Raw genomic sequence first — 23,398 nt, 5'->3', positions numbered from 1 at the left:
GCTACGGTAATATTTGCTTCTTAATTTATAATAGAATCATAAATAGCTTGTTGTATCCTCGTCCTAAGACCAGACTTGATCAACAAGGTATTGGTGGCCGATGGGTAGGTTCGGTTGGACAAGAACACATAGACCAACTCTGCATCAGGGTCTGCCCAAGTATACGTTCCCGTAAAGCCACTATGTCCAAAACTCTTATGGGATACGCAACCACAGGTTGGCCCACTCTCTTCCAATTGGGGTTTATCAAATCCCACCCCGCGTCGTACATTTTTATTGCAGAAATAACAGGTATTGAATTTTTTCACGGTCCTATCATTAAAAAAACGAACCCCTCCGTAATATCCGCCCTGCAGGTACATCTGCATGATCTTGGCCACATCACTGGCCGTACTGAACAGTCCGGCATGCCCCCCTACTCCGCCCTGCATGGCCGCTCCCATATCGTGGACATATCCCTGAATGGTCTGGTACCTGTAGTAATCATCCTCTTCGGAAGGGACTATTTCATCTTTGGGAAACTTATGCAAGGGGTTAAACGCCGTATGCTGCAGTCCCAAAGGCGTATAGAGAAACTCACTGATAAGCTCATCAATAGGCTTACCATAAGTGTCCTCAATGTATTTCTTAAAAACATAATAGCCCACATCACTATATCTGTAGCGATTGGATTTCAAACTCTGCCTTCCTATTCTATCGTAGATGGAATCTTTATAGGCATTAGTGAGATACAAATGATCGGCTACCTGATAGGAATACCCTTCTGTGGGTGACTTTCTATAAAATTCATCGGACGGTTTTCTTTCCTTGGTAAGCGTGTCCAGATAAAAAGCGATCCAAGCCGGAAGGCGACCGTAATGGGACAACGCCTTGAGCACGGTTACATCCTTTAGTTCAGTATCCCCATATTCCGGCACCAACTCTTGAAAGGTATTGTTTAGGGCAATCTTTCCCTCTTCCTCCATTTTCATGATCAAAGGCAGGGTAGACAATATTTTGGTCAGCGACGCCAAATCATAAATGGAGTTGGTATTCACGTGTCTTGTGGAATCATAAGTAGGTTTTCCAAAACTTTTGTTATAGACCACCTTACCTTTTCTCGCCACCAAAACCTGTGCCCCGGGAAACATCAAGGAATCCAGACCGGAATGCACCAAACTGTCCACTTCGGCAAGTCCTGTGGAACTCAACCCTACCCGTTCCGGGATGCTATAGCCCAAACGCTTCAAGGATTTCAGTTTCTCCCCGGTGTTTACCGGAAACTCTGGATGCGCGGAAACCGGGAGTTTACCATCGGCGCCAATGGCACCAAAAATGACCTCCGCAGCTTTTTCTTGGGCAATTTTACTGTTCTGATAGGCTACCACCACACCATCCATTGCATCAAAGTTCAATACATCCAACAGGGCATAGGGTTTGGCAAAAAGGGTCAAAATGGTATTGCTGGTACGCAAACGCGATATTTCCTCCAGCCAAAAAATCTCATTCTTGGAGAATTTATACCCTTTCCAAGGGCTTGCATTGCTTTTGTGGAACCCTATGATCACCAAATTGTAATTGGTCAACTCTTTACGATATCCGGCGATGTCCTTTGCCTTGATGGCTGTAACCTTGAAATATTGGTTCAGTGCATCCAAAAAAGGTGCTCCCTCATCATCCCCAAAATGGACATAGGCTATTTTTTTGTTCTCCAATTTTTTGATGGGCATCAAGGAGAAATTGTTTTTGGCTACGGTAATGGCGCCCTCAATGGCCTCTTCATAAAGTACATCGTTCTCGATTCCATTTAAATCCTCATAAAGGTTTTCCAAGGCAATGGGCTTATAATCGGACAATCCGGCCTTGTATTTGGCCATCAAAATCTTCTTTACGGAATGGGAAAGGCGTTCTTCGGTAATGGTCCCGGCTTCGTAGGCCTCCATCAGTTTTTTCTTGGCCGACAGCACATCCACAGGCATCAGCAACATGTCATTTCCAGCCAAAAACGCTTGTAGCTCCACCTCTCCGTCCGGTGCGAACTCAGAAACGGCCTTCATGTTCAGGGCATCGGTAAAGACCAATCCCTTGAAACCCATTTCATTTTGAAGCAGATCTACCACAATACTTTTGGAGAGTGAGGAAGGAAAGCCCTCCCTTTCTTCCAAGCTTGGAACTGCCAAATGAGCAATCATCACCGAACTCAGACCATTATTGATGGCCTTATTGAACGGATAAAGTTCAATGGAATCCAATCGTTCCCTATTTGAAGTAATGATGGGCAATGCCTTATGGGAGTCTGTAGCCGTATCGCCATGACCGGGAAAATGTTTCCCACATGAAAGAACCCCAGCTGCTTCCATACCCTTTGCAAAGGCCACACCCTTCTGGCCCACATTTATAGGGTCTTCCCCAAAAGAACGGTTCCCAATGATAGGGTTCTTGGGATTGTTGTTCACATCCAGGTCTGGTGCAAAGTTGATGTGCACCCCCAAGCGTTTGGCATGTTTTCCTATCTGATACCCTACCTTTTCCACAGTTTTGTTATCCTGAATGGCCCCCAAGGTCATGTTCCAAGGAAAGGCATAGGTTGAATCCAACCGCATGGCAAGTCCCCATTCAGCATCCAACCCGATTAAAAGAGGAATTTTAGATTCTGATTGGTAAGTATTGGTCAGTTTTGCCTGTTTTACAGGGCTGCCCGGTAAAAAAATGACCCCGCCAATACCCTGTTCCTTCACCAATGTGGTTATTTTATCCGTGGCGGCCTTATCTTGATTTGAAGCAATGCTCACCATGAAGAGTTGCCCCACCCGTTCTTCCAAGGACATTTTTTGGTATTGCCCTTCCACCCAATGGACTTGGGCCAAAGAATCTTTCACAACCAAAGGATCATTTTGACCGCTTAGGCACACACTGAACAATAAAAGAAAGGGAAAGTAGTAGTTTAATCGCATAAATATCTTGCCTATGACATGAACTTATAGCATATAAAAATATTGCATTTCATCGAAGAATGCACAGAAATTAAGATAATTTAAGAGCATTGCTATACAAAACGGGCATGCCAACTTTCACTGGCAGGGACTTCCCAATTCTCCAAATATTCTAATTTACTGGCCACCAAATTGTTAAAGACTATGGTGTTTTTGGATATCGCCTTTTCCTTTGCCATCCGTTTGAAGTCCTGCAATGGTTTATAGGCGACGAACTCTCCCTGTTTGAAGGAAACGTTCATTCTATCCAGTAAAACCACATTGTATTTCTGTTCCAAACTTTGGATAAAGTGAACCGAAGCGTCTATGGAACATCCCGAAGCGCCGGTATTGGACTGGTCCAACCCGATGATGATGAATCTTTTATATCGAATCTCAAAACCTGCATGCAGTTCACTGCCATGGGCCGTCCATTCCTTTAAAAATCCGGATAGGCTTTCTTCAATCTCTTTAAGTTCTGCATCGGTAAAACTTCTGTTGGATTGGTAAATCCATATTCTTGAGTGACCTGGAAGGTCTTTAAAATCTGTCAACATACTAAATGGAGTTTGCTAAAAGTTCGGCCACATCCAAAACCGAAACAGTATCTTCTTTTTCATGGGCTTTGATGCCATCCGTCATCATGGTGTTGCAATAGGGACATCCTGTTGCAATAATGTTGGGTTGGGTCTCCAAAGCATCTTTTGTACGTAAGACATTAATGTCCATATCTCCCTTTTCCGGTTCTTTGAACATTTGTGCCCCTCCCGCTCCACAGCACAATGCCCTACTCTTGTGTCGCTTCATTTCCACCAAATCGGCGTTTGTTTTGGAGAGTACTTCCCTGGGCGCTTCAAAAACCGAATTGGCACGGCCTAAGTAACAGGGATCGTGGAAGGTGATGCGTTTTCCTTTGTAGGTGTTGCCTTCAATGGTCAAACGTCCGGAATCCAACAATTCCTTTAGGAATTGGGTGTGGTGCACTACATCATACTTTCCTCCAAGACCTGGATATTCATTTTTAAGGGTATTGAAGGAATGTGGGTCACAGGTTACAATCCGCTTTATTTCATAGCCGTTCAACAATTCAATGTTCATCATAGCCTGCATTTGGAACAAAAACTCATTTCCTGCCCTTTTGGCCACGTCTCCGGTGGAACTTTCCTCTGGTCCCAAGACGGCAAAATCCACTTTAGCTTTATTCAGCAACTTTACAAAGGCACGGCTTATCTTTTTGGCACGGTCATCATAACTACCAGCAGAGCCCACCCAGAACAATATTTCCGGCTGCTTGCCTTCGGCCATGAATTGCTGCATGGTCTTCACTGTCAATTGCTCGCTCATAGTCCTAAAATTATTCGTTCACCCAATTTAAACGGTCCATTTGGTTGTACGGCCAAGGGGCTCCATTGTTCTCTATATTGGACATCATCGTGTTCAGCTCCATTGGTGCCGCAGACTGTTCCATTACCAGATACCTTCGCATTTCCACAATAATGGACAAAGGGTCTATGCTCACGGGGCAAGCCTGTACACAAGCATTACAAGTGGTACACGCCCACAGTTCCTCATGGCTGATATAGTCTCCCAAAAGTTGCTTTCCATCCGGGACAAACTCCCCTTTATTGGCATCCATGACCTTACCTACTTCCTCCAAACGGTCACGGGTGTCCATCATGATCTTCCTTGGGGATAATTTTTTTCCTGTCTGGTTGGCCGGACACTCGGAAGTACATCTACCACACTCCGTACAGGTATATGCATTGAGCAATTGCACCCAATTTAAATCCATGACATCCGAAGCGCCAAACTTTTCAGGTACTGCAGCACCCCCTTCCGCAGGTGCGGCAAATGGGTCTGCCGATGGGTCCATCATCAATTTGACCTCATTGGTCACCGATTCCAAATTATTGAACTCCCCTTGGGGCTTTACCCTTCCATAGTACGTGTTCGGGAATGCCAAAAGAATATGCAGGTGTTTGGAATAATAGAGGTAATTCAAAAAGGCCAAAATACCCAAAATATGCAACCACCACGCTGTGCGTTCAATAACCATCAATGAGGAGATGGACAATCCGTCCAATAGCGGCACTATAAATTGACTTATCGGAAAAGCGCCTGCCTGGGTGTAATGCTCGGCTCCTAATTGCTGCAACTGAAAATCGGCAGCATTCATGGTCAAAAACAGCAACATCAAAACAAATTCGATGTACAGGATCATGTTCCCATCTTTCTTGGGCCATCCGTTCATTTCAGGTTTGATGAACCGCTTCAGTCGGATAATGTTCCTACGGATCCAAAAAACCACGACGGCCACGATTACCAAAAGGGCCAAGACTTCAAAAGAACCGATAAGGAAATCGTACAATCCTCCCAAAGGCGAAAACAATCTGTGCGTCCCTAGAATCCCATCGAGGATGATCTCCAATACTTCTATATTGATGATGATGAAGCCTACATACACAATAATATGCATAAGACCGGCCACGGGACGAACCACCATTTTGGTCTGCCCCAATGCGATACGAACCATGTTGCGCCAACGCTGCGACTTGTTATCGTTTACATCAACATCTTTCCCCAATTTGATATTTCTGGACAGTTTTTTCACATTTCTCGCAAAAAAACCTATTCCCACAATAAGGGCTATCAGAAAAAGAATGTTGGGCACGTATTCCATAGGCTAGTTTTCCTGTTGTTGGGCAGGGTCGTTTTCGGGAAGGGCGTATTCTTTCTGCTTTTTCCCGAACACGGACACATTTACATATCGTTTTGGGTTAAGCCTGAAGTCTTGCAGCAGAAGGTCCAATTCCTTTGAGGCATCCGTTAGGTTTTTATAGAGTTGCTCATCCTGCGTAAGCTTCCCCAAAGACCCTTCGCCTTTCTCGATTTTTTCGAGCACCGAGTTCAATCGGTTCACCGTAACCTGAAAATTGGAGACAGTCTCGGCAAGACCTGCATTGGCCAATGAATCGGACAGTTTTGAAAAATTGGTGGTGATTTTGTTCACATTCTTCAAGGAATTGTCCAATTCTTCTTTATTGTTTGCCAACAGCCCATTGAGCTTGTCCGCACTTCCCTTAAAGGCATTTACCATCTCGTGAAGGGCCACAATGGTTTGTTTGAGTTCTTTTTTGGTGGGGTCGTCCAAAATCTGGTTTACATTCATCAGCAGTGAATCGGCATTGGAAACCGCTCCCTCCACTTTCATCTGTAAAGGGGTAAGTTTTTGCTGTACCAGTTCCGTGATTCCCGGTTTTATGTTTGAAGTAAGTGTATCTCCTGATTTTGCCAGCGGGGCATTATCAAAAACGGGATTTATCTGGATTCCCTTTCCGCCGATGATACCGGTGTCATAAAGTTCCGCCACACTGTTCCCGGAAAAATCAAATTCGTTGCTGACGGTAAAGGTAACCACCAGCTTTCCTGAGCTGTCCTTGAACTTAATATTGTTCACATTGCCCACAGTGAAACCATTGATGGACACTTGGGTACCGGGTTGCAGTCCGCCAACATTGTCGTATACGGCGTAGAAGGTTTTGTTGTTTTCAAAAAGGGAGGCGGATTTAAGATAACTCAGCCCAAAGATGAAGGCCAAAATCCCAACGAGTACTATAATCCCAGTTTTGATTTCCCTGGATAATTTCAAAAGATTCGGTTTATGGTTCTAAACAAAATTAGGAATAATTTTAACAAGACTGCCATTGTTTTTGCACTCCTAATTTACTGCCTGTGATATGGGTACGCGTTTTCCATTTTTATAGGCCACAATATATGAAGTGGTATACCCCTTGGCATCAGCATTGGATTTTAGCTGTTTTGCTTCTTCCAAAGTACTTGCATTCCCATACATGTATCGATACAGGTTTTTAAAGGGTTCCCGCGACAATTGGTCCAGACCGTTAAAGTTGGCGCCATTAAGGGGAATGCTCTTGGCACTGGCCAAAAGCTGTATTTTAAACACCACATCCGATTTGTTTGCCACTGGGGGAGTCACGGTTTCTTTTTTGACTTCCGCCGGAGGTGTGGACTCTTCCTTTTTTTCCTGGTGTACAGGTTGGGTCTCTTCTGGAAGGTTCACGGCAACTTCGGTATCTTCAATTTCAATACTTGTTTCACTTGGTACTGGGGCCCCACTGATATCCGCCTTGTACGCCAAAACTGCGTAAGCGATGGCCTTGCCCATTTCTGTTTGTCCTTTTGAAGAGTTGAGGTAGCTCCCCTCGCTTTTATTGGTCAAAAAGCCCGCTTCCACCAAAACACTGGGCATAAAGGTTTGGTGCAACACTATAAATCCTGCTTGCTTGACTTTTCTATCTTTTCTTTTTAGTTGTTTGGTGAAATTATCTTGAAGCCTTTTTCCCAACATGATGCTCTGGTCCAAAAACTCTTCCTGCATAATGGTAAGGCCTATCACAGATTCCGGGGAATTGATGTCATACTCGGCATAACGCTGCGCATAATCATCTTCCAAATAGATTACGGAGTTTTCCTTTTTGGCCACTTCAAAGTTCTGTTTGTTCTTATGAAGTCCCAAAACAAACGTTTCCACACCACTGGCGTCTGAACTATGGGAATTACAATGGACCGAAACGAACAAGTCTGCATTGGCCTGATTGGCGATTTCACCTCTTTTGAAGAGATCCACAAATGTATCGTCCTTTCTGGTGTATATGACTTTAATGCTGGGGTCCTTACTCAATTCCTCGCCAGCTTTCAGCACAATGTTCAATGATATATCCTTTTCCAGATACCCATTTCCGAGGTTTCCTGGATCGTGCCCACCATGCCCTGCATCCAAAACCACAATAAATTTATCCTTGGGGGGGACTTCGGTATTATTTTTGGTAAAAGATGTCAGTGTGAGGAGTGTAAGGAGAAAAACCAAAAATGTTGACCTGCTTTTATTCATAAGAACCGAGTAATTATAGTGTCCTGTAATGGTTAAAAATATCGTAATCAGCCATAATCAGAACAAAAAATATATGTAAGTTTGAGCCCAAAAACTGAGCCAAACCAGCACAAAAATAGGATTTATCACGTTGCAATCAAACAAACATCTTTTAGTTTTCCTATTTGTTCTTCTTTGTGGCACAATATCCTCGGTGGCTCAGGAAGACCTCATTACCCCTTTGCCCATCAAAGCCATCAAGGATAGCATAACGGCTCCCGTCCTTACCTCCGATTTGCTAAAAGATCCCAATGAGGTGGATTCCGTTGAGGTGGATTCCGCTTCCCAAAAACAGCCTTTGTTGTTGGATAAAATTAAATATAAAGCCAAGGAATACGTAAAACTCAGTCAGAAAGATAACAAAATTTATCTGTACGATGAGGCAGAAATCTATTATCAGGACACGGAACTTAAAGCCGGTGTCATTGTAATGGATTATGTAAAAAATGAGGTATATGCGGGCCGGATGAAGGACTCCACGGGCACCTACTCACAAATTCCCTATTTTAAACAAGGTAGCAATGAAGTCCGTCCGGACTCCATACGGTTTAATTTTGATACGCAAAAGGCCCTTATCTGGAATTCCAGAACGGAACAGCAGGCCGGTCTAGGCCAATTGGGGAGCGATGCCATGAAAGTATATGCCGAGGTCACCAAAAAAGAGAACGACTCGGTTTACTTTTTAAGCGAGGCCAAACTCACCACCTCAAAGGATACCGTTGATCCCGACTATTACATACGGGTGCGCAAGGCCAAGTTTGTTCCCAAGAAAAAGATCATAGCGGGCTTCAGCAATATGTATATTGTAGACGTACCCACCCCAGTGGCCTTGCCTTTTGCTTATTTTCCATTGACTACAGGGCGGGTAGCAGGGCTTTTGTTCCCCACTTTTGGAAACGACCCCCAAAGGGGGTACTTCCTACAGAACGGAGGGTATTATCTGCCCATCAGCGAATACGTGGACCTTAGTGTTACAGGGGATTTCTATACCAACGGCAGTTATGGGTTCCGGGGGCAGTCGGAGTATTCAAAACGGTATCAATTCCGGGGCAACATCAATTTTAATTATGAAAACCTGATCCAAAGCCAAAAAGGCTTTGATGATTATAGCAGGACCAGCAACTACAATATCCGTATATCGCACACCCAAGACCCAAAGGCCAGTCCTTATTCAAGGTTCTCGGCATCCGTGAACTTGGGGAGCAGCCAATATTACACCAACTCGCTCAATCAAATAAATAGGAACAATTCGCAGACCAACACCTTTGCGTCCTCCATCAGTTATTCCAAAACGTTTCCTGCATATCCTTCGGTGAATGCCAGTCTTACGTTGACGCATACCCAGAATACCCGAACAGAGGAAAGGACCATCAACATGTCCCTACCGACCTTTCAGGCCAGTATGGAGCGTATTTTTCCATTTGCGAAGCGAGATGGAATAAAAAAGGGAATCTTGCAGAACATCAACTTTCAATACGATGTGAACGCCCAGAACAGTATCACCACCAATGAGGAGGATTTTTTCACCAGCAAAATGTTCGAAGGTGCCCGGGTCGGGGCCAGACACCGTATTCCCATTGGCACCAACTTTAAGGTGGCCAAATACTTGAGCGTAAGTTTAAACGGAGGTTATGAGGATGTATGGACCTTGGAGACCATACGCCGCAGATATGTTGAGGAGGAACAAGCGGTTGTCACGGACACGGTAGCGGGGTTTGACCGATTTAACCGCTATAACCTGGGTGCCAGTATAGGTACCGTGGTCTATGGTACCTTTAATTTTGGGGAGGACAAAAAGATTCAGGCCATACGCCACGTCATGCGACCTTCCATTGGATACAGTTACACCCCTTCCTTTGAACAATTTTATGATACTTACACTGATGGCGATGGCGATGAGGTACAATACACTCCGTTTGAGACCAGTATTTATGGAAGGCCTTCGTTGAGCAAGGGAAGTTCCCTGAACTTTTCATTGCAGAATACCTTGGAGGCCAAGGTGAGGGACAAAGACTCGACGGCCACGGAACCGAAGAAAATCAGTATTCTGAGTAACCTTACCCTATCCACGAGCTATAATTTTGAGGCAGACTCCCTGAAATTGAGTCCAATCAATCTTTCGGGTTCCACAGAAATCATCAAGAAGGTGCCCATTAATTTTTCGGCCTCCTTTGACCCCTATGCGATAGACAACAATGGTAGAAGAATCAACACCCTGAACATAAAAAACGGGGGAGGGTTGGCCCGACTTACTTCGGCACGATTGAACACAGGCTTTACCTTGGACAGTGATATGTTTAAAAAAGGGGCAAAAAACAAGGAGGATAAGGACAAACAGGAAGACCCAGACTATGGGGCCAATCCATTTGAGCTAAAGGGTGCCCGGGATGGCGAATCCCACTTTGGAAATAAGGATGAATCCCCCGATGATGACGTTGAGAACCCAACATACAGTACCAAAATTCCATGGGATGTACGACTCACCTATGTGGCTACCTACAGCAACCGAAACCGGGAAAAACAAATCACCAACCATTCTTTGATGTTTACTGGAAATGTTCAGCTTTCCCCTAAATGGGAAGTGGGCTTTAACTCCGGGTATGACCTTAAAAACAAGGGATTTGCAGATACACGGTTCAATTTTAAAAGGGATTTGAACAGTTTTAGGCTCAGTTTTGACTGGACCCCCTTTGGCCGTTATGAACGATGGTATTTCTTTATTGGTATAAAGAGTTCCATCTTGAGTGACCTGAAATGGGAAAATAGAAGCCAGCCTTTTAGTGGTAGAAGATAATTTTTGAATATCTTCAAGTCTCTAAACAAAAGCATAGACTTTCCATGAAAAAAATCATAAACACTCCAAAGGCGCCTGCTCCCATTGGCCCCTACAATCAAGCTGTATTGATCAAGGACACCCTATACATTTCAGGGCAAATTCCAATAGACCCCACTACGGGCAAATTGGTGGAAGGAGATATTAAAAAGGAGACGAAGCAATCCATGGAAAACCTCAAGGCCATTTTGGAAGAAGCTGGCCTTAGCTTTGATCATGTGGTAAAAACCTCCATTTTCATCAAGGACATGCACCAATTTTCGGAAATAAACGAGGTATACGGCACCTATTTTGATGCAGATACCGCCCCGGCCAGGGAAACCGTGGAAGTGGCCAATCTCCCCAAATTTGTGAATGTTGAAATTTCTATGATCGCGATCAAATAGTTTCTTGGTGAAACTCAACCAGACCTTCAATAGGTCTTCTACGAATAACCCCAAGAATAAGGTCGTTCCTTTCCAAACAGGCTTTTAGTTCGTCCTGCAGAAAGTGCGCTATACTACCTACAAAGTTGATAGGTACCTTGGTGGCCAGTTCAAACTGCATAATATAGTTGTTCACAAACTGTTGCAGGCCTTTTTCAATGACCCCCTTGCAATACGGATGCTCCTTGTTTTCAATAATGAAACGGGCAAACGTGGCCAAATAGGTATTGGGATTGGGCTGTTTGTAAAGATTTTCTTTGATGACATCTGCCTCCAGATTGTACTCCTTGGCGAATTTGATTCCCAAATCCTGTGGCATCTTATGGAAATAATAATCACGCAACAACTTTCTTCCAAAGAAGTTACCACTACCATCGTCCATTAAGATATAGCCTAACGAGGTAACCTTTTGCATCAATTGATGACCATCATAATAGCTACAATTGGAACCTGTGCCCAATATGCAGACAATCCCTTGACGTCCAATCTTGGTCGTGGCATATATGGCGGCAAAGGTATCTTCCCGAACCTCAGCTTTGGCATTGGGGAAAAAATCCTTGAAAATTTCTTTTAGGAAATTCTTCATTCTATCCGTGCCGCAACCTGCACCATAGAAATACAATTGACTAACGATTTCTCTATTCTTGGAAAGCTCAAAATTATTGGCCAACCTATCCTCAATCACCTCACGTGTAAGCACCTCTGGACTTAACCCAAGGGTTTGGGTAAGAAACAATTGTTTCCCCTTGTCGTCCAATGCAATCCAATCGGATTTAGTGGCTCCACTATCCACAATCAAAATCATATGCGTCAAAGTTTTTTGTTGAATCCCAAGAGAGGGCGATTGCCCTCTCCTGGAATTATATGCAAGATACTATTATTAAAGGCTCGCAGCGTGCTCGGCCAAATCTACCAATTTGTTTGAATATCCGGTTTCGTTATCATACCAAGATACTACTTTGAAAAATTTGGAGTTCAGCTCAATTCCAGCTCCGGCATCAAAGATGCTTGTTCTGGTATCGCCCACAAAGTCTTGGGAAACCACAGCTTCATCCGTATAGCCCAAAATACCGGCCAACTCACCGTCAGCAGCTTTTTTGAACGCTTTCTTGATTTCCTCATAAGAGGTCTCTTTCTCCAACCTAACGGTCAAATCCACAACAGATACATCTGCTGTAGGCACCCTAAAGGCCATACCGGTAAGTTTTCCTTCCAAAGCAGGAATAACCTTGGTTACCGCTTTGGCGGCTCCAGTAGCTGCTGGAATAATGTTCAAAAGGGCACTTCTACCTCCTCTGTAATCTTTTCTGGATGGTCCGTCAACGGTCATTTGGGTCGCTGTGGTAGCGTGGACCGTGGTCATTAGACCTTCCTCAATTCCAAACTCATCATCAAGTACCTTGGCCAAAGGAGCCAAACAGTTGGTAGTACAGGATGCGTTGGAAATAATGGTATCGGATGCCTTGACATCTTGATGGTTTACCCCCATAACAAACATTGGGGCATCTTTGGACGGTGCGGAGATCACAACCTTCTTGGCTCCACCATCAATATGGTATTGGGCAGTTTCCAAAGTAGTGAAGATACCGGTACATTCGGCAACAACATCTGCACCAACCTCATCCCACTTCAAGTTTTTGGGGTCGCGTTCTGCAGTGATCCTGATGGTTTTTCCGTCTACAATAAGATTTCCATCCTTGATTTCGATGGTGCCATCGAATCTTCCATGAACGGAGTCATACTCCAACAAATAGGCCAAGTGCTCTACATCCAGTAAATCGTTAATGGCCACTACATCTACATTGTCCCTTTTTACGGTTGCACGAAACACCAACCTTCCAATTCTACCGAATCCGTTGATTCCTATTTTCAATTTTGACATTTTCTCTCCTTTTTGGTTTTTAATTATGTTGTCATTATATCAGAAACTCTAATGAGTTCTTGGTCTATTTCCGTATGTGCCTTTATGGCCTCGGCAATGGGGGTCAGTACCAGTTTGGTATCCTTTATCCCCACCATGAAGTTGGATTTGCCTTCCAATAGGCTCTCCACGGCCTTCACACCCATTCTACTGGCCAAAACCCGGTCAAAACAGGTGGGGTTTCCACCGCGTTGCATATGCCCTAGAACGGATACCCTTACATCATAGATGGGCAAATGTTCTTCCACATATTCTTTAAGTTCGAAGACATTCTTCCCGATCTTATCGCCTTCGGCGACAATTACGATACTGGAAGACTTGCCTGATTTTTTACTTCGTTTAAGGGACTCTACCAAACGTTCGAGACCCAGGTTCAATTCGGGAATCAAAATTTCTTCGGCACCTGCCCCTACACCTGCGTTCAAGGCAATATGGCCTACATCCCTTCCCATGACCTCCACAAAGAACAAACGGTTATGGGAACTTGCGGTATCCCTGATCTTATCCACAGCTTCGACCACTGTATTGATCGCGGTATCAAAACCGATGGTATAGGATGATCCCAAGATATCATTGTCAATGGTTCCTGGTATACCCATTACAGGAAAACCAAACTCTTGGTTGAAGAGCATGGCACCGTTAAAGCTACCATTGCCCCCGATCACCACAAAGGCATCTATGCCTTCCTTGACCAATTGGTCGTAAGCTTTTTGTCTTCCTTGCTTTGTCCTGAATTCCTCACAACGGGCAGATTTAAGTATGGTTCCGCCTTTATTGATGATGTTGTTGACACTTCGTGCATCAAGGGCCTTGAAATCACCCTCTATCATACCTTGGTACCCACGATAGATACCAATACATTCAATTTTTAAGTAAGCACAAGTTCGGACTACAGAACGAATCGCTGCATTCATTCCCGGGGAGTCCCCTCCAGAGGTAAAAACTCCTATTTTCTTTATTTCTGAAGCCATTCAAAATTTTAAAGGATCAAAACTAGGAAACTTTATCCAAAATATGAATGGCTTAATAATTTATTTACCTCCATTGATTTTTTCAAACGTTTTCGTAAAGAATTCATCAAAATGCGTGAAAAATTATAAGCCTATTGTCCTGTTTTGGAAGGAGAATCTTTCTTGGGCATAAACCGGATCAGACTGTCCTGCCCCATAACCTCAGTCGCCTCTTTTTGTTTTGGGGCCTCTTGTACTTTGTCCTTCTTTTTAAAGACCTTCTGCATGAGCTCCTTAAAACTGTTGAAGTCTACCTGATAGGAAAGTCCAACCCCTTGGGTATACCCTTGGCGTTCGGCCAAAAATCGTTGGATTTGGTTCTCCCGATTAAAGATCTTGGCACTTAGGGTCCCCTGCTCATTCAATAGCACCTGGACCTCTACATCACCGGCCACTACCGTTTCGGAAACTCCTCCCACAGGCACCCCTACTCTTCCGTTTACCAAGATTTTATCAGATATCTGGGTGGAAACCGTGACCCCTATCCTATTCTCGGTCCGCGTACTGGCATTGGGGTCCAAAAGACCTTGCTCGTAGGAGACTCCTAGATTGAACTTGTCATTGTCACTCCCCAAGATTTGGTTCAAGAGTCCAGAGGCTGTCTGTATAAGGTTTCCGGTAACAGCCTGTTGGTTGATTCCGGACTGTGAATCCACGAATGTTCCCTGCGCCAAAAGAAAAAAGGCATTTCGTTCCTTTACAGTAGGATCCTGCAATCGGTACTGGAGCTCGGACTGTACCACGGAACTGGTTCCGGGAAAGTCAATATCGAAATTGATATTGGGGCTTTCCAGCTCCCCGTCCAAACGCACGATTACCTCAGTGGGTATCCTTCCAGCGAAACCTGAATTGTCCAACAATGGGGCCGGATTGGCATTTAGGGCATATACGGCCTCAAGGTTCAACTGGGCCGCCAGGGGATCCCGCTCCCAAAGAATGGTACCACCCGGGCGCACCTTGAACTTTTTGTCGATGACCCCACCATACTTAAAGTTGTACTCACCCGTTACGGCAACAAACTCCCCGTACATATTGAATTTTCCATTGGTGTTGATTTCTATCAACAAAATTCCTTCACCAGTTCCCTTAAGGGAACTTCCCGTGCTCTGATCTACTACGATCTCTACTTCGGCTTCCGGGGTCACCGCAAGGTCAAAGGCCATTTCCAAGCCTTGATAATCCTGTAACACCCGTTCTTGCTCAAAGGAATTGGATTCCCCTTTTTCAATGAAATTGATAAACGAATAGTCCCCTATACTGGTAACATCACTCAACGGAATCTTAAGGGAGGTGCCCCTCGCCGTGGTCGCATCCACAGCAATGGTCAAGGCGTCGGTTGGTCCATAGATACTTCCCGTACCATTGATGAAGCCTTTTCCGTAATAAAGGGATTCTTCATCATATTCCGTATTAAGAATCATGAACCGATCGTTCTTGGTATCCACATCCAATCCAAGATACCAGTCAGAAAACCCAGTATGGCTAATGGTTCCATCCAGAGTAGCTTTGGTGCCTTCCGCTACGTCGGAAAGCCCTACATTCTCAAAATAGAAGGTTTGATCAAAAAGCCGGACGCGGGAATAGGGTGCAAAATTATAGTCCACATTGAGGTAGGGAATACCAATACCTGCATTGTTGAGGCTCAACGTTCCATTGATGGACGGGTTGTACAGATCTCCAGTGATCTTGGCGCTTCCTATGACACTGCCCCGTATGTTGGAAATGACCCCATCGCCCAATGGGCTAAAGGGTTCTAGACTAAAATCGGTGAAATTGGCGGCAAGATCCACTTGTTGTTTGTTATTGATATTGGTCACCTTCCCGTTGATGCTCATCTTCTCCTTGCCATTATCGACCAACCAAGTACTCACCCCAAATTGGGTAAGATTGTTGTTCCCAAAAATGCCTACTTCCAAATCTCCCAAACGCATGCCATTAACGCTAAAGTCTTTCACATTAAGGCTGGATGTGGGAAGGTATTTGCCGTCTTTTTGTAGGATGTTGAGAAAACCATCCACCGATCCGTTCATCTTAAGGCTGTCTATGGCTGGGGTAATCTTACTGAGGGACACAATCTTAAACTGTAGGTCCAAGTCTTTATAGGTAGAATCGGCCAACTCGCCCCGGAGCCTGATCTGCTCCTTATTGTTGTTGTCCATCACCACATCCTCTATCGTTATGCTGTCCAAGGTCTTGTTGATGATAACCTTGTTCTTACTGTTCCCATCTTTGTTCAGCACCCAAGTGTTCCCCTTAAAGCTGATATCCGATTTTTTAAGGCCAATGACCGATCGGTTGTTCGCATTGAAGGTATGGTAGAAATTGAGGTTGTAACTGTCGTTGTACTCGCTGCCCCCCTTGAACTCGGTTCTAAAGAAAAGCGTGTCCTTCAATGTAGTGTTGATAAGACTGAAATCTTTAATGTCATAATAGACCGTGGACATGTCCTCCACCGAAACGAAAGTATTGAAGAGCGGGTTCTTGTTATCGACCTTGAGTTCAACATTATCGAACCTATTGTCAAACGCCTCTATACTGGGCGATTTGAACGTAAGCTTAAAGTCGCCCTCGTCCGATACAATACTGCCCCGCATAAAGGTATTGGGGCCAAAGACCACTTCTGGAAAGAAAACATCCACAATTTTATTGTAGATCTTAAAGTTGAAATCCACATGCTGTCCCTCTGAAATTTCAAAGGGTTTGTAATTGGTATAAATACTTCCCACGGAGTTTTGCACCAATTTGCCTATTTCATTCACTTTAAATTTCCCTTTGACATACCCTGTGATGATATCCGGTGAATTGATTTCAATGGTGCGGACCGTATCTCGATCAAACGATGAAAAGACAGCAAAATCCTCAAAATAATAGGTGGTATTTATATTTTGATAGGTGGTATTGGAAAAACGCATCTGGCCCACCATATCATCCAAAGTCCTTCCTTCAATATCCATATTCACATGACCTTTGAATATGGAAATGCTATCATCAATAAAATTGAGTTCCTTAAGATCGGCGTAATCCACAGCAGCAATAAAGTTGAATTTGTTCTCGGTACCGCCAAAGTCCGCCAAACCTTTAAAATCGAATCGGAAATTTTCATCATTGCAAAGCAGGGAACCATCAAACAACTGATCTTTTAAGATCCCTGAAACCTTAATGTTATTGTATTCGTAGTTGTTGAACTGCAGTTTATAAACATCACCAATAACCTCAGTATTCAAATTTTCAGCGGCAAATCCTTTTCCTTCCACATTGAAATCCAAGGAGGTCAGCCCCAATTCATCATCTTCGATAAAATCTCCTAAGTCAAAATCTATAAGGGATATAAAACCTATATAGGAAGCGTCATTTTTTGCTTGGAGGTTGGTCATTTGCACATCCATATAGCTGCTACCCACCGCTGTATTGAGGTTGATTTTTACATCTAAGGACGTCTCCGTCACTTCCGCATCACCTCGAACCGTAAATTGTCCTAGCTTTTGTACAGTTTCGGGAATGTTATCCCCCAAAATATTGGGCAAAATGGCCCTAAGTTGATAGTAGCTGGAGGTAAGGTTGTCCAGATCGGCCTGCATGACAAAGGGAGCCTCATCAGAAAAAATATTGGAGAACACAAAATCACCATGGATACCGGTATTTTCCATGTGCACATATAGGTCATCCACTTTTAGTTGATTGAGCACTCCTCCCATCTGTCCAGAAAAAGTCACTACCCGGTCCTTGCCAAACTCATTGTAAAATGCATTCACTTCGTTCAGGGCCACACTGGATTCATCAAATTGTGCCTCGATGTTCACCTTGTCCAAAAACTCGGCAAAATCCTCCCGATTATAGTTAAAGACCAAGTTCCCTTTGATTTCTGATTCTTCCGTGTCAACAAGAAGGGAATCAAAACGCATCTGTTCCTTCGTATACTTAAAGTGCGTAGTCAACTTCTTTAGCCGAATGCCCCGCTTGGCCAAGGTGGAAAGGTCTTCAATCTTCAAGGTCACTTCCGGGCCCAAAATTTGAAAATCCCGTGCCAATATCTTCAATTCTGAAAAATTGAGGGACTCTTGGGCCTCCAAATTTTCATCGATCAACCGGAACCTACCACTATTGATCAGGATTTCATCGGTGGACATAAAAAAGGGAGGTGTTCCCGGAGGTCTTGGCTTCCCGTCATCCAACTTTGCCACGAAAACATCCAGATTAGTGTCCCGTTCCCCTTCATAGGTCTTTAAATTGAAAATGATACCGTCCACTTCCATGTCCCCAAACTCCAACTTTCCATTGGCCATGTTCCGTATGTTCAGTATAGAAGTGCTCAACTTATGGATATAGGCCAAGGTATCTTTTTTATAATCCTCTATATAAATTCCCTTGATGCCGGTATTAAGCGTAAAAAGTGAAAGGCTAACCCGATCGATCTGAATGTTGGTCCCGAACTCCGCATTGATGGAATTGGTGGCGTATTTGGCAATTTTGGTCTGCACTACCGGCATGGACAACACCAAAGACCCCAATACCATGAGCAGTACTAGGGCCAAAAAGAATCGTATTAGTATTTTACGAAGTTTTTTGATAGGGCTTTATGTTTTACCTTTGATGACCAATTTTTGTTCCAAAACCAGTGACAAATCCAAAAAAATATATTCTGGCCATTGAATCTTCTTGTGACGACACATCTGCCGCTGTTTTGTGCCATACAAAGGTACTGAGCAATGTGGTGGCCACACAAGAAATCCACAAGCAATATGGTGGTGTTGTCCCAGAGTTGGCTTCACGGGCCCATCAGCAAAACATTGTACCAGTGGTTCATCAGGCCTTGGCCAAGGCAAATATCGATAAAAAACAACTATCTGCCATAGCATTTACGCGTGGCCCCGGACTTATGGGTTCGCTGCTCGTGGGCACCTCCTTTGCCAAGTCTTTGGCCTTGGGACTTGACATTCCTTTAATCGAGGTGAACCATATGGAGGCGCACATTTTGGCACACTTTATTGAAGATGATGACAATACCCCCCCGAAATTCCCTTTTTTGGGGATGACCATTAGCGGGGGACATACACAAATTGTGAAAGTTTGTGACCATTTTGATATGGAAGTCCTTGGCGAAACCCTGGACGATGCCGTGGGCGAAGCCTTTGACAAGAGCGCCAAACTTATGGGACTGCCCTATCCCGGAGGTCCCTTAGTGGACAAATACGCCCGGGAAGGGAATCCACATGCTTTTGAGTTTCCAAAACCCAAGGTAGACGGACTCAATTTCAGTTTTAGTGGTCTAAAGACCAGTATTCTTTATTTCCTTCAGCGGGAGACCCAAAAGAACCCTGATTTTGTTTCGGAAAACATCAACGATATCTGCGCCTCGGTACAGCACACCATCTTGGAAATCCTGATGGATAAACTGACTTTGGCCGTGGAGCAAACCGGAATCCAAGAAATTGCCATTGGAGGCGGTGTTGCCGCCAACTCCGGCATACGTGCCCGACTCAAGGAAGCCGAGGAAAAACTGGGATGGAAAACCTATATCCCCAAGTTTGCCTACTGCACGGACAATGCCGCCATGATCGGGATTGTGGGGTACCTAAAATTTCTGAAAGGTGATTTTACCGACCAAAGTGTCGCCGCCAAGGCACGCTATGCAATTGGGAGCTAAACCAGTCTTGGATTCGCGGATTATTCGGATATTTGGACATAGCAGAACACTGGCATATGGCCTACAATGAAGAAATAGCCCGTAGGGTCCAATACCTTTTGGGTCTCTTCCCGGAAGAGTTTACCGAAAAGAAAATGTTTGGGGGCATTGCTTTTCTTTATCAAGGTAAAATGACCGTAGGAGTGGTAAAAGATGAATTGATGGTTCGTGTGGTCGGAGAAAAAATGGACCGTATCTTGCAGCAGGATTATGTACGTCCCATGGATTTTACGGGAAAGCCCATGAAAGAATTTGTTTTTGTCTCCCAAAAAGGTTTCAAGACCGAGGAACAATTGCACCAGTGGATTGAACTGGCTCTGGAACACGCCAAAAGTAAACTTTAGCCTATGCAACTTTTCTACAACCCCTTACTGGACAATAGCGTTACGCAATTCACTTTCCCTCCAGAGGAGAGCAAGCATATTGCCAAAGTCCTTCGAAAAAAAGAGGGGAATATTGTCCATATCACCAATGGGAAGGGATACCGATACGAAGCGGAAATATTGGTCTCCGACCCAAAGCGATGCAGAGCTACCATTGTGTCAAAACACAAGACCATTCCTAAAAGGTACGCACTTCATATGGTTGTGGCCCCCACCAAAATGAACGATCGATATGAGTGGTTTTTGGAAAAGGCCACCGAAATTGGTGTTGATGAGGTCACCCCCATCATTTGCGATCATTCCGAACGAAAAGTGGTGAAGCAAGAAAGAATGGAGCGCGTGCTGCAATCCGCCATGAAGCAATCCTTACAGACGGTGCTGCCAAAACTGAATCCGGCGATTTCCTTCAGGGATTTTTTGGAACAGGAACAAACGGGCCTCAAATTCATTGCGCATTGTGATGATGGCGAAAAGATGGAACTCAAGCGAAAGGTCATTTCCGATATGGACATCACCATCCTTATTGGTCCCGAAGGGGATTTTTCCAAAGAGGAAATCGATTTGGCCCGCAAAAAGGGGTATATCCCTATTTCTTTGGGCAATACACGACTACGAACCGAGACGGCTGCGATTGTAGCCTGTACCACCGTGACCATCATCAATAGTTAGCGCTTTACCAAGGCCTTGGCCGCAGCAGTGATGTCAAGATTTTCGGTTTCGACCAACAAGACGAGAGTCAAGTTGTCGGATTCCAAAACCAGTTGGGGAATTTTTATACTAGCTTTTCCCGCCGAAGCCTCCAAATCCAAATAGGCCTCCTGAACCACAATATTGCTGTTCTTTAAAGTCCTATTCCGATTCTCTCCGCGCTTCACTTCAGTGGTTCGATCATCGATCACCAAAATGGCCCGCAACAGTTTATGGTCCAAATCCCCCGTAGCGGCATATTCAAACGAAACGGCATTGACACCAGCAACAACATTTCGTAGCTGAATTCCGTTTTGGGCCTTCTCTTTTAGATGGGAATTGATTTCAGCATAGAGCTTGGCTTGGTTGGACCCCACAAAGTGAAGGCTACCATTGAGCACCATTTCAGGGGTATAGTTGCCATCGTAACCCAACTTTTTATTGTATTCGCGCTGCTTTCGGCTATGGCCCGATTGGGCAAAAGGGTCTTTCCAACCTATATAATCCCAGTAATCCACATGGTAGGAAAGTGCAAAAACCTCATCGGGAAATTCCCTTTTTACTTTATCCAAGAGAATATCGGCCGGCGGGCAACTGGAACAACCTTGGGAGGTAAAGAGCTCCAGGACGACCATTGGCGTTTCTTGGTTTTCCATTTCAGACAACGGATTTGAAACTTCCTCGGTCCGCGCTGTATAAAGTGCCATCAAGGACATCGCGAAAAAGGCAAATGAGACAATTATGACTTTTTTAATCATGAATACCGTACTTTTGAGTAGTTGGTTAATCGCAAATCCATGGGACAACTTACCAAACTAGGGTGCATTTTAACTTTTTTTATGATGGGCACAATGGGCGCCCAAGAGATTGCCATCCTCAAGTATGGAGGGGGGGGAGACTGGTATTCCAACCCCACTGCGCTACCCAACCTCATTGCGTTTTGCAACAATGCCATCGGCACCAAAATCAACCCTGAACCAGAAACGGTCGAAACAGGAAGCGTTACCCTTTTTAAATATCCCTTTCTCCATATGACGGGGCATGGCAACGTCTTTTTTACCGACGAGGAGGCCCAAAACCTGAGAACCTACCTCCTTTCCGGTGGTTTTTTACATATTGATGACAATTATGGAATGGAACCCTACCTGAGAAGGGAGCTTCTCAAGGTATTTCCTGATAAGCAATTGGAGGAATTGGGCTCGGACCACCCCATTTTTGATCAAAAATTCAAGTTTCCCAACGGACTTCCCAAAATACACGAGCATGATGGCAAGAGACCTCAAGCCTTAGGTGTTTTTGACAAGGGCAGATTACTCTTGCTCTTTACCTTTGAATGCGATTTGGGTGATGGCTGGGAAGACCCCTCGGTGCACAACGACCCAGAAGAGGTGCGATTGAAGGCACTACAAATGGGTTCCAATATTATTGAATATGCCTTTAAAAGCTAATCTATGACCTCAAAGACCATTGCCAATGGAATTCTAAGGGCCGTAGCCATTATTGTGGGTGTGGTTCTTTTGGGCTACTTTTTGTACAAGATCCAATCCGTGATCACCTATTTGGCCATTGCCTCCGTAATTGCCCTTTTGGGTAGGCCCGTTGTTCTCTTTTTACGAAAAAAACTAAAGTTTCCCAATACACTCGCCGTAATAGCCACCATGATTTTTATGCTCGGTATTTTTATGGGCATATTGGCGCTTTTTGTGCCCTTGATATCGGAACAGAGCAAAAACCTTTCCCTGTTGGATATTGAAGCGTTAAAAGGCGATATCAACAAACTGTATTTTCAGATTTTGGAATATTTTGGGGCCTCTTCCGGAAACGTGGAGCGCTTGGTGGAGGAATCCCATTTGGAGGAAAGTTTTCTAAAAGGTCTTGACTTGGGGTTCATTCCCAATTTTCTCAATTCATTCATGAATGTCCTGAGCAATTTTAGCATCGGTCTGTTCTCAGTGCTGTTCATCTCCTTTTTCTTTTTAAAGGACAGCAAATTGTTCCAAAATGGCATCCTTACCTTTGTTCCCGATGACAAGGAAAGTAACCTCGTAAAATCCATTGATAAAATCAACGGATTGCTCTCAAGATACTTTGCGGGCATCCTTCTTCAGCTTTTTATTCTCTTTGTGATTTACACCATTGCACTGTTGATCGTTGGGGTGGAAAATGCGATTGTGATCGCCTTCCTCTGCGCCCTGTTCAATATCATTCCATACATTGGTCCGATCATTGGCGGAGTGATCATGGTCACCCTCACCATGACCAGTTTTTTGGGAGCGGATTTTAGCACGGTTATCCTACCCAAGGCCATGTATGTTTTAATAGGTTTGGCCATTGGTCAACTGGTGGATAATTTCTTTTCACAGCCCTTTATTTTTTCGACCAGTGTGAAGTCCCACCCCCTTGAAATCTTCTTGGTCATCATTATCGCCGGACTACTTTTTGGGGTGGTTGGAATGGTCGTAGCCGTACCCGGATATACCGCCATAAAGGTGATTTTAAAGGAATTTTTGGCTGAATATTCCTTTGTGAAGAAATTAACCAAAAATTTATAGTA

The 23,398-nt window shown here is 44.3% G+C and carries 18 protein-coding genes; 7 read left to right on the top strand and 11 right to left on the bottom strand.

Translation table 11 applies throughout. From position 1 onward, the window contains the following. Positions 1-20 precede the first annotated feature (20 nt). The 6 genes from ACPD8L_RS02385 to ACPD8L_RS02360 all read right to left on the bottom strand — a co-directional run bounded on the left by ACPD8L_RS02385 (position 21) and on the right by ACPD8L_RS02360 (position 7,863). Complete coding sequence (locus ACPD8L_RS02385) at positions 21-2,933, bottom strand: serine hydrolase domain-containing protein (RefSeq protein WP_421809234.1); 2,913 nt, start codon at positions 2,931-2,933, stop codon at positions 21-23. Between the two features lie 92 nt (positions 2,934-3,025). Continuing rightward, the gene (locus tag ACPD8L_RS02380; RefSeq protein WP_293300123.1) at positions 3,026-3,508 is read right to left on the bottom strand and encodes an ABC transporter ATPase; all 483 of its coding nucleotides are present in this window, start codon (positions 3,506-3,508) and stop codon (positions 3,026-3,028) included. 1 nt (position 3,509) lies between these two features. After that, positions 3,510-4,295, bottom strand: a complete 786-nt coding sequence (locus ACPD8L_RS02375) for a (Fe-S)-binding protein (protein WP_116219028.1) — start codon at positions 4,293-4,295, stop codon at positions 3,510-3,512. A 10-nt stretch (positions 4,296-4,305) separates the two neighbouring features. Beyond that, entirely contained in the window at positions 4,306-5,631 is a 1,326-nt protein-coding gene (locus ACPD8L_RS02370) for a 4Fe-4S dicluster domain-containing protein (protein ID WP_423941681.1), read from the bottom strand. A 3-nt stretch (positions 5,632-5,634) separates the two neighbouring features. Then, a complete protein-coding gene (locus ACPD8L_RS02365; RefSeq protein WP_116219030.1) occupies positions 5,635-6,600 on the bottom strand; it encodes an MlaD family protein in 966 nt (321 codons plus the stop codon). Positions 6,601-6,669: 69 nt separating this feature from the next. Then, a complete protein-coding gene (locus ACPD8L_RS02360) occupies positions 6,670-7,863 on the bottom strand; it encodes an N-acetylmuramoyl-L-alanine amidase family protein (RefSeq protein ID WP_421809232.1) in 1,194 nt (397 codons plus the stop codon). Between the two features lie 130 nt (positions 7,864-7,993). On the opposite strand from ACPD8L_RS02360, the gene ACPD8L_RS02355 reads away from it, so the two are divergent. Next, entirely contained in the window at positions 7,994-10,696 is a 2,703-nt protein-coding gene (locus ACPD8L_RS02355) for a putative LPS assembly protein LptD (RefSeq protein WP_423941680.1), read from the top strand. Between the two features lie 44 nt (positions 10,697-10,740). Further along, complete coding sequence (locus tag ACPD8L_RS02350) at positions 10,741-11,121, top strand: RidA family protein (RefSeq protein ID WP_423941678.1); 381 nt, start codon at positions 10,741-10,743, stop codon at positions 11,119-11,121. Here ACPD8L_RS02350 and ACPD8L_RS02345 read toward each other — a convergent pair. From ACPD8L_RS02345 to ACPD8L_RS02330, 4 genes are all read right to left on the bottom strand, one after another. Beyond that, entirely contained in the window at positions 11,114-11,965 is an 852-nt protein-coding gene (locus ACPD8L_RS02345; protein WP_116219034.1) for an N-acetylglucosamine kinase, read from the bottom strand. The two genes, ACPD8L_RS02350 and ACPD8L_RS02345, sit on opposite strands and share 8 nt — an antisense overlap. 75 nt (positions 11,966-12,040) lie before the next feature. Beyond that, complete coding sequence (gap, locus tag ACPD8L_RS02340) at positions 12,041-13,042, bottom strand: type I glyceraldehyde-3-phosphate dehydrogenase (protein ID WP_116219035.1); 1,002 nt, start codon at positions 13,040-13,042, stop codon at positions 12,041-12,043. Between the two features lie 23 nt (positions 13,043-13,065). Beyond that, positions 13,066-14,052, bottom strand: coding sequence for a 6-phosphofructokinase (pfkA, locus tag ACPD8L_RS02335; RefSeq protein WP_116219036.1), 987 nt, complete (start codon positions 14,050-14,052; stop codon positions 13,066-13,068). Positions 14,053-14,183: 131 nt separating this feature from the next. Further along, positions 14,184-18,578 carry a translocation/assembly module TamB domain-containing protein gene (locus ACPD8L_RS02330; protein ID WP_423942963.1) on the bottom strand — a complete coding sequence of 1,465 codons (4,395 nt, stop codon included), beginning with the start codon at positions 18,576-18,578 and terminating at the stop codon, positions 14,184-14,186. Between the two features lie 128 nt (positions 18,579-18,706). Here ACPD8L_RS02330 and tsaD point away from each other — a divergent pair, with 128 nt between their 5' ends. Genes tsaD through ACPD8L_RS02315 form a run of 3 tightly spaced genes read left to right on the top strand, consistent with a single transcriptional unit; the run spans position 18,707 to position 20,826 of the window. Continuing rightward, positions 18,707-19,735 (top strand): tRNA (adenosine(37)-N6)-threonylcarbamoyltransferase complex transferase subunit TsaD, encoded by a 1,029-nt coding sequence (tsaD, locus tag ACPD8L_RS02325; RefSeq protein ID WP_423941676.1) that lies wholly within the window; start codon positions 18,707-18,709, stop codon positions 19,733-19,735. 56 nt (positions 19,736-19,791) lie between these two features. After that, positions 19,792-20,118, top strand: a complete 327-nt coding sequence (locus tag ACPD8L_RS02320) for a TfoX/Sxy family protein (protein WP_423941674.1) — start codon at positions 19,792-19,794, stop codon at positions 20,116-20,118. A gap of 3 nt (positions 20,119-20,121) precedes the next feature. Next, on the top strand, positions 20,122-20,826 hold the full coding sequence (locus ACPD8L_RS02315) for a 16S rRNA (uracil(1498)-N(3))-methyltransferase (protein ID WP_423941672.1): 705 nt from the start codon (positions 20,122-20,124) through the stop codon (positions 20,824-20,826). Here ACPD8L_RS02315 and ACPD8L_RS02310 read toward each other — a convergent pair. Further along, complete coding sequence (locus tag ACPD8L_RS02310; protein ID WP_423941670.1) at positions 20,823-21,602, bottom strand: DUF1223 domain-containing protein; 780 nt, start codon at positions 21,600-21,602, stop codon at positions 20,823-20,825. The two genes, ACPD8L_RS02315 and ACPD8L_RS02310, sit on opposite strands and share 4 nt — an antisense overlap. Positions 21,603-21,683: 81 nt before the next feature. On the opposite strand from ACPD8L_RS02310, the gene ACPD8L_RS02305 reads away from it, so the two are divergent. Continuing rightward, complete coding sequence (locus ACPD8L_RS02305; RefSeq protein WP_423941668.1) at positions 21,684-22,292, top strand: DUF4159 domain-containing protein; 609 nt, start codon at positions 21,684-21,686, stop codon at positions 22,290-22,292. A 3-nt stretch (positions 22,293-22,295) separates the two neighbouring features. Then, a complete protein-coding gene (locus ACPD8L_RS02300) occupies positions 22,296-23,396 on the top strand; it encodes an AI-2E family transporter (protein WP_116219043.1) in 1,101 nt (366 codons plus the stop codon). The last annotated feature ends 2 nt before the right edge of the window (positions 23,397-23,398 follow it).

It is taken from the genome of Flagellimonas algicida, from assembly GCF_049629585.1.
Classification (GTDB): Bacteria; Bacteroidota; Bacteroidia; order Flavobacteriales; family Flavobacteriaceae; genus Flagellimonas.
Note: the sequence above shows the minus strand (reverse complement) of the source record. Positions and strands in the feature narration are given on the sequence as shown.